Below are 8,478 nucleotides of genomic sequence, written 5' to 3'. Positions count from 1 at the left end.
CAATTCAGTGAACAGGGCTACAAAATACCGGTGCTCTTCAAACAATACGCATCACTGTTTGATAACGGGGGATTCCAGCTAATGACATTCAGTGTCGATCCTGACTTCGGGAACTGTGTTGACGGTCTGTTTATTGCCGACTTGGCCAAACTCAAACCTTCCAAGCGCAAGCGCTATTTAGGGGAAGGGAATAAGGCCTAGAGGAAAGCCTCATGCACTACAACGCTATCTGGCTCTCGGACATCCACCTAGGTTTTCGCGATTGCAAAGCCGAATACTTATTGAATTTGTTGAACAATACGCAATGCGACACTCTTTACCTGGTCGGCGATATCATCGACTTCGAAATGATGAACCGAACCATTCACTGGCCGGAATCGCACCAGGAAGTGCTGCGCAAAATCATCAACATTGCCAGTGGTGATACCCGGGTGGTTTATATTCCCGGCAATCACGACTATCAGGTCAGAGAGTTTATCGGCAATATTCTGCTTAATGTGGAAATCCTATCACGCCTTGTCCATACCAATGCCGACGGCAGGCAATATCTGGTGACCCACGGTGACGAGTTCGACCATGCCGTACTGTGTAGCCGATTCCTAAAAATGGTGGGAGATGCCTCCTACTACCAGCTACTCCGATTGAACCGAGTTATAAACCGGGTAAGAAAGTGTCTCGGCCTACCTTATTGGTCGCTGGCCTATTACGTGAAGAACCGGGTAGGCAATGCCCGCAAGGCCATTGAACACTATGAGCAGGCTGCCGCCCAGGAAGCTGTCCGACAGGGACTGGACGGAATTATCTGCGGCCACCTTCATCAGCCCGAGCTGCGCACAATTAATGGCGTGCTCTATTGCAATGACGGTGACTGGGTCGAAAGCTGTACCGCTTTGGTTGAACACAGGCAGGGCCGACTGGAGCTGGTTCACTGGGCTGATATCAAGCAGCCGATCAAGTGTGACAGTGCCGCCAATGACAAAGCCTACTGTGCCCCCTATCCACTCCCACCACTCCAAAAGCCAGCAAGAAAACAAAGTTAAGCGATCCAGTGCCATAAAGCTCACAAAATAAAGCCCGCCGAGGATAGCCAAGGCGGGCTTTTCAATGTGTGGTTCTAGCGTTTCTTCTTAGCGTTAGGCGCGGATCTGGCGTACACGGAAAGAACGGCCTTTCATTTTACCGTTCTCCAGTTTTTTCAATGCGGCGCGAGCCACTTCGCGGTTCACTGCAACATAAGCACACATATCAAATACGTTGATTTTGCCAACCTGGTTACCGGCAATGCCATTATCGCCAGTCAACGCACCAAGAATATCGCCCGGGCGGACTTTCTGCTTCTTGCCACCGCCAATTTGCAGGGTGACCATGGCCGGACGGTGAGTAGGTTGATCAAGCAGGTGCAACGGAGGCAGCTCTTCACCTTCAATCGTCTTGTCCAGATAGTCTTCCAGCAAAGCGATTTTATAGTGCTCTTTGTCGCTGAAGAATGAACAGGCAATGCCTTTGCTGCCGGCACGACCCGTACGGCCAATGCGGTGCACGTGCACTTCAGTATCACGGGCGACATGATAGTTAATCACGGCATCCAACGCATCGATATCCAGGCCACGGGCCGCCACGTCAGTGGCTACCAGCACTGAGGCACTCTTGTTAGCAAAACGTACCAGGGTCTGATCACGCTCACGCTGCTCAAGATCACCGTGCAGGGCAATCGCACTAAAACCATAATGCTCCAGATCATCAGCCACTTCCTGCGCTTCACGTTTGGTATTACAGAATACTACCGCTGATTCAGGTCGATGCTGCGACAGTAGCAGACGAAGGCCTGTCATTCTGTCCTCGTTGCTGTCTACCTTGTAGAAGTGCTGCTGAATACTGCTGCTATCGTGGGTAGATTCCACTTTTGCCATTACCGGCTTATACATGATGCGCTTGGCAATGGACTCGATCTGCTTCGGATATGTTGCACTGAACAGTAGCGTCTGACGACGCTCAGGAGCAGCATCGATAATCGCATCCAGGGCGTCCTGGAAACCCATTTCCAACATACGGTCGGCCTCATCGAGGATCAGCATATTCAGGTCGTCAAGGTTCAGAAAACCTTTACGAACGTGCTCTTCCACCCGGCCAGGTGTGCCGACAATAATATGAGCACCGTGCTCCAGCGAGCCAATTTGCGGGCCAAACGGCATACCACCGCACAAAGTCAGCACCTTGATATTATGGATCGCACGAGCCAGTTTACGGATCTCTTTGGCTACCTGATCGGCCAACTCGCGCGTCGGACACAATACCAGTGACTGAACACGAAAGCGCTTCACATTCAGATGATCAAGCAGCCCCAAACCAAACGCTGCCGTTTTACCCGACCCCGTCTTACCCTGCGCGATCACATCCTTGCCCGCAAGAATATGCGGCAGACTTTGCGCCTGAATTGGCGTCATCGCTTCATAGCCAAGCGAAGACAGGTTTGAAAGTAAATCTGGTTTCAGATTCAGGGTAGAAAAGGCAGTCTGGCTCAAGGGAAATATCCTATGTGATGCTGGAACGTCTGGCAGCAATAAACAGTTAGCGTACAAGACGCCGTTTTAAGGGCTGCGACACTACCAGCCTTTGGCGGTAAAAGAAACAATTTACTGGGATGAGGTGCTACCGGCTTGCTGGTCCAAAGCAGCACGCAACGGCTCTAACAAGGTATTAATCACATTTTCGTATTCGTCCCGGCTTGGCTTCAGCCGGATCCAGCTCGTTAAGCCTAACAAACTGTTAAGAAGATACTGTGACATGATTTTGGCCTTGGCCGGAGGCAGATCTACGGCCAAATTAACGAGCAAGCCTTCTTCCAGCTGACTAAAGTGCCTCTGCAAATTATCACGATGTTGTACTTCTAACTGGTTCGTTTCGTTCAATGCCAGTGTTAACAGGCAGCCTTCAAAACGTTCAGCGGTACTTTGGGCAATAAACTCAAAAAAATGAATCACATTCTGAGCCCCGAGCGGAGTAGCCATGAGCAGCTTGGCTGGCTCGTTCATCAGCGAGCGATAGCGGATCAGCGCCTCTTCAAACAGCTCAGCCTTGCTACCAAACTCGTTATATAGACTACGCTTATTGAGTCCGCTGGCCTCGCACAGCTGGGCAACTGATGTTGCCGCATAGCCATGTTGCCAAAACACTTGCATTGCAGCATCAATCACGTGTTCTCGTTGATAGTTTTTACTTCTGGCCATATTTGGTCTCAACTGTCTTTTGGCTCATTTTACACCAATCGGTGAAAAACATCTTGCACAACATCTGGCACCAGCCTAAGATAAGTAACCGATCGGTTACTTAATTGAGACACCAGTCCCTGACAGCACAACGCACGCTAATCAATCAAGCTCATTACAAGGAAAACGCCATGAAACTGTATTTCAACCCAATGTCACTGTACTCAATGAAGGTACTCATTGCTTTTCAGGAGAAGCAGGTTGACGTTGAACACAGCATCGTAAACCTGATGGATGAAGAGGAGCGTTCTGCTTTTCGTGAAATTTACCCGATTGGCAAAGTGCCGCTGCTAATGATTGACGACTATATGATCCCCGAGTCAACAATCATTATTGAATACCTCGAGGGGCACTATCCCAAGCAGGGCACCACGCTAATCCCAGATGGTGTCGATGCATCCCGCAAAGTGCGTTTCCTGGATCGAATCAATGATCTCTACCTGATCAACCAAGTTGGCAGCCTGTTCTTTGCCAGCTTGAAACCAGAAGCCGAACAAAATCAAGCGGAGCTAGATAAGACCAAGCACACGCTGGGTATTCTGCTGGGCAAGATGAACAAGGAGCTTGCAGACAGAGAGTGGCTGGCCGGGGATAACTTCACCATGGCAGACTGTTCGGCAATACCAGCATTGGCGCTAGCAACAAAAGTGTATCCGTTTGCCGAGCAATACCCAGAAGTTGCAGCTTATCTCGAACGTGCCATGCAACGCCCGTCCGTCAAATCTGTAGTCGAGAACGCCAAGGCGACCATGGCCAAGGTATTTGCGAAATAACGGACAAATACGAAAGCGGAATAAGGAAGTATCGAGAAAACACCAAGGCAAGAAGACTTTGTAATGTCATATCTGAACCTTGGTGTTTGTTCATGCCGCTAATACGCGGCGTATAGTGGTTGTTAGTCGTTGAGGGTCCGGTACATCACTTCCGTCATTTCACCATCAACATCACCTGACAATTCCCAGGTAAACATACCGGCCAGCCCTTTTTCCTTGGCCCACTCGGTTTTGGCTTTCACCGAACGCTTATCCTCAAACGAGATATAAACCTGCTTCTTCGGATTCCACAGGAATGGCGCTTCAGAGGCTTCATCATAACCATACTGATAGCCTTGCTCGGCGGTATAGTTACGCTTCAGATCCCAATACATAAAGTAACCCGGCTCCTCGATATCGGTACCGAAGGATGCTCCTTTCTCAGACACCAGGTTGCTGGTCGGCAGCTTACCGTCAAAGCCTTCCGTTCCTTCCCAGCCTCGCCCGTAATACGCTGCGCCCAGCACCAGTTTCTCAGCCGGTACACCAAGCTCAATCATCTGCTCGATAAAAACATCCGCACCTTGTCCCCACCAGCTACGTTTGGTTGCATGAAGGTTGGTCAGGTGACCAGTTTGCGCCCCCCAGCCACCAAGGAAGTCGTAGGTCATCGCAAACATGTTATCCATGTAGGGAGCGGCTGATTTCCAGTCGATCTGGGCAGCCTTGTTACCAACACCAATGGCGGACGACAACTCATAATAGCGATCAGTTTTGGCCGCCAGTTTGTTCAGCTCTATACGCAGCGTTTTGACCAGGTAAGAGAAGGCCTCGCGCTCAGCAGCCTGCTCCTCGGCACTCAGCTTGGTATCGGAATTCCATGGTGAGGTTGTCAGGCCACCGCCACCCGGATACTCCCAATCAAGATCAATCCCGTCAAAGAAATCATACTTGGCAATCAGCTCCACTGCTGTTTTGGCGAAGTGATCAATGTGGGCGGTATCTTTCGCCATCGCATGAAAGGCTTCTGACATTGTCCAACCACCGAACGACGGCAGAATTTTCAGATCCGGGTGCTGCTTTTTCAGTTCAGTGAGCTGAGCAAAATGTCCTTTGTAAGGGACACCGGTACTTACCTCGCCAAAATCAATCTCCAGTGCCGCTTTCTGATCGACCACAACCGCCGTAAAGGGAGCCTGGCCCTGGCAAGCTCCGGCAACCTGTTTCTGTACTTTTTCGCTCGCCCCTTCATGCGGACCGCACATACTCAGAAAAGCGTAAATCACATGGGTTAACTTATCCGCAGGGATATCATCCACCGTGTACGGATTAGCCTCGTTATCGTACTGCCAGTCAGCAAAATAACCCGCTACCACAGGTTGTTCGGCAGCGGCAGGAACAGCCCAGAGACTACAGGCCAGCAGCCCGCATAGTGTCCTTTTCATAAACACTCCTTATTCACGTCAATAAAGGGAAAAAACGTAAAAAAATAAAAACCATTACAAGGTGCGGGCATTGCTAAGACCACCCGGCCACTTGGTTTTTATCAAATTCGCCCTCTATCATTTGCGAAAAATATTAACTAATCAGAAAGTTATTAAAGCTGATTGGCCGATTTTCGAGTCACTTCATGAATACCTTGTTGTTCGCTGTATCACACTGCGAAAAAGTCATACTGCCTCCACGTATACAAATCCGGCGGTGGTGCTCTTTAAATAAAAAAACCTCCATTCTTGTTAGCCGTAGCTAATCAAAAAATAGAGGCTATTAGATCCCAACCGGTTTAGGAAATACAGTTACTCGTTCAAGAATCTGGCTATCTGCTGATACACCTGCTCACACTCTTCTTTGACCAGATCTTCCATATTCAAAAAAGTATGAATCATCTCATCGAAATGAACATGCTCTACCTTCACCCCTTCGGCACTGACTTTCTCGCAGTAACTTATTCCTTCATCACGTAACGGACAAAACTCAGCCGTAAACAGTAAGGTCTCTGGTAACTTCAACGTTAAGCGTCCGTATAACGGGGAAGTCTCCCGTCGGTCTTCACCATGTTGAAAGTAGCTGTCGAAGTACCAGGCGATTTTGCCTTTTTGCAGTAAATACCCCGTTGCATTTTGCTCCATCGAGCCTGAATCCATGGTGTAGTCCAGGCTGGGATAAATCATCACCTGTTTGCGGATCACGACATCATCATCATACTGTGCCTGCCCGCTAACCGTCGCGACCAGGGCACCACCTGCCGAGTCACCGGCAATCGACAAGTCACGCCGGTAGTTAAGTGCACGTTCATCCAGCGTTGCCCAGAGGTTTTTAACGACACCATAGGCATCGTTGACACCGGCCGGATAAGGGCACTCGGGAGCCAAACGATAATCAACCGAAACAACAATATGCCCGGTAGCATTGGCTAACTTACGACAAATCGGATCATATACCGTGACACTCCCCCCCATATGGCCGCCGCCATGATAATAAACCAGTATCGGCAACGCCTGTTCGGGAGCAGGGTGATAGATTCGTACAGGGACAGAATAGTGCTCACTCAATACCAAATCATCTTGTATCCAGGCAACATCCGGAATATCTGAGATCAAGCCACGGGTTAAGTTCGCTAACCCCTCTCGGGCATTCGTTGCCGTCGGTTTGAATCCATTCTCGATTAATACGGCTACCTGCTGGTTAAAGTTATCAAGCCACGGTTGTAGTTTCGGGCTAACTTGGCGCATAGCGTGCTCCTTATGCTTTGCTGATTGCGTGATGGGTGAGCGTGGGTTTCTTGCCAGTTTCAGGCAAGAAGAAGCTGGCCAGGAAGAAGGTCGACGAACAGGCCACGGCAAACGTGGCCGAGAGGGCGATATTACCCGATACATCGGCAATCACGCCCGCAAGGTACATCAGCCCAGTTTCAATCATGTAAGAAATTGACCAGAACATCCCGAAAATCACCGTGATTCGGGCAGGGTTCATATCCGGCAGCTCCTGAGGCAGGGTAATAAGCGCCGTCATCGGCATAAACATAAAGAATCCGGCCATAAAGGCTGCACCATAGGCCACCGGTGCACTGGCTGTGCTGATCATCAGGGCCGCAAACAACGTCATGGCAAGGCCACAATAACGGATCACGGGAACGCGCAGCGGATAGCGTTTTGTGATCATTATTCCTGCCACTGTACCCACCATACCGGCACCTATCATGATCGATGACAGGTATTTGGCTTCGGCAGCAAAACTCGGCACCAGCGGGAACAGAGCAAACACCGCGATATAACAAAACAACAGACCAGAATAGGCAATCGGTAACCAGAAGTTAACGGGCTCCTTGAAACCATCTTTCAGGGTATAAGCTTGCTGCTCGTTCTTGTTGTCTGTGCCGCCAGCCAGCGAGAAATCATCACTGATGAACCACCATACAACCAGAACAGCCAGGCTGGCTAGGGAAATCAGCACAATCACATTCTGCCAACTCTGAAAGGTCAACAGCAACGAGCCTGTCAGCAATAGCGCCAGCAGGTTGCCAGTATTAAATGCCGCAGCATTAATGCCATTAATCATTGGCCGCTCTTCGGCCGAGAAGTAATTAATCACAATAGGATTAAAATAAACGATAGCAAATGCGCCACCGAACCCCATCACCAGGCGAGAAAAAACGTACAGCGGATAGTTGGAGGCAAACGCACCAACCACGCCGGCAACTATCAGTACAGAGGCAAATGCAAACGCCTTTTTCGGCCCCATTTTTACCAGCAGCCAGGCTGCCGACAGGTTACCTATAATTTTAGCGATGGTGATCGCGTTGGTCATCCAGGTCGCTGCCGCCATACCTTCAATGTTGTAGTAGGCCATGATGTCTTTTGTCATCATCGAACCCGCTACCCATGACATTGCAAACAGTGCATAGGTCATGAATATCACAAATTCAATCAATTGTTTTTTGCTCATATCCGGTGCCTTCCAAGGTCATTAAATATTATTCTTTTCAGGACTTATACTACCGAATTTATAAAGCTGGATTATCCCTATTCCGCAATAATGAATTGTGTGATCTTGTACGGCATGTAAACTATATGATTGTTTTTTATATTATATTTCGACCAACACAAAAAGCCCTGCACAAAGGCAGGGCTGCCATAACATGCTTTTTTGAAATTATGGCGTCAACGCTTTTAGCGCCTCCAGGTTAACTCTTTCCTGATAATCAACGCCATCAAGCCAGAAACCATTCAACTGCATAAAATCCGTCTTGTATCTTTGGTAGTCACCCACCGCCGTAAAGTTCTCCGGGGTGATCTGTGCCATTAACTGGCTTACCTGATGCTGTACATCGTCGTCCAGCTCCCAATCATCAATACGGATCAAACGCTTCTCATCAACAGGAACATGCTGATGTGGCCCATAGAGTCGTTGTGAATACAGACGCTGCATTTGTTCAATACATCCCTCATGTACCCCCTTAT

The 8,478-nt window shown here is 49.2% G+C and carries 7 protein-coding genes and 2 pseudogenes; 3 read left to right on the top strand and 6 right to left on the bottom strand.

Translation table 11 applies throughout. The features are described from left to right. Positions 1-201: pseudogene (locus MHN01_RS09045) on the top strand (hypothetical protein); the annotation flags it as partial. 11 nt (positions 202-212) lie between these two features. Beyond that, positions 213-1,040, top strand: a complete 828-nt coding sequence (locus tag MHN01_RS09040) for a UDP-2,3-diacylglucosamine diphosphatase (RefSeq protein WP_239411054.1) — start codon at positions 213-215, stop codon at positions 1,038-1,040. 93 nt (positions 1,041-1,133) lie between these two features. On the opposite strand, the gene dbpA is transcribed toward MHN01_RS09040, so the two are convergent. Both dbpA and MHN01_RS09030 read right to left on the bottom strand, forming a co-directional pair. After that, complete coding sequence (gene dbpA / locus MHN01_RS09035; protein WP_160652866.1) at positions 1,134-2,522, bottom strand: ATP-dependent RNA helicase DbpA; 1,389 nt, start codon at positions 2,520-2,522, stop codon at positions 1,134-1,136. A 111-nt stretch (positions 2,523-2,633) separates the two neighbouring features. Continuing rightward, on the bottom strand, positions 2,634-3,227 hold the full coding sequence (locus tag MHN01_RS09030; RefSeq protein WP_239411053.1) for a TetR/AcrR family transcriptional regulator: 594 nt from the start codon (positions 3,225-3,227) through the stop codon (positions 2,634-2,636). 170 nt (positions 3,228-3,397) lie between these two features. On the opposite strand from MHN01_RS09030, the gene MHN01_RS09025 reads away from it, so the two are divergent. Next, positions 3,398-4,039, top strand: a complete 642-nt coding sequence (locus MHN01_RS09025; RefSeq protein ID WP_239411052.1) for a glutathione S-transferase family protein — start codon at positions 3,398-3,400, stop codon at positions 4,037-4,039. A gap of 122 nt (positions 4,040-4,161) precedes the next feature. Here the strand turns inward: MHN01_RS09025 and MHN01_RS09020 are convergent, their stop codons facing one another. The 4 genes and pseudogenes from MHN01_RS09020 to MHN01_RS09005 all read right to left on the bottom strand — a co-directional run. After that, positions 4,162-5,463, bottom strand: a complete 1,302-nt coding sequence (locus tag MHN01_RS09020) for a glycoside hydrolase family 18 protein (RefSeq protein WP_239411051.1) — start codon at positions 5,461-5,463, stop codon at positions 4,162-4,164. Between the two features lie 351 nt (positions 5,464-5,814). After that, entirely contained in the window at positions 5,815-6,750 is a 936-nt protein-coding gene (locus MHN01_RS09015) for an alpha/beta hydrolase (protein ID WP_239411050.1), read from the bottom strand. Positions 6,751-6,760: 10 nt separating this feature from the next. Next, entirely contained in the window at positions 6,761-7,963 is a 1,203-nt protein-coding gene (locus MHN01_RS09010) for an MFS transporter (RefSeq protein ID WP_239411049.1), read from the bottom strand. 207 nt (positions 7,964-8,170) lie between these two features. Then, positions 8,171-8,478 (bottom strand): annotated as a pseudogene (locus tag MHN01_RS09005) (bifunctional NADH-specific enoyl-ACP reductase/trans-2-enoyl-CoA reductase); the annotation flags it as partial.

Source organism: Photobacterium sp. OFAV2-7 (genome assembly GCF_022347985.1).
In the GTDB taxonomy this organism is placed as follows: Bacteria; Pseudomonadota; Gammaproteobacteria; order Enterobacterales; family Vibrionaceae; genus Photobacterium.
Note: the sequence above shows the minus strand (reverse complement) of the source record. Positions and strands in the feature narration are given on the sequence as shown.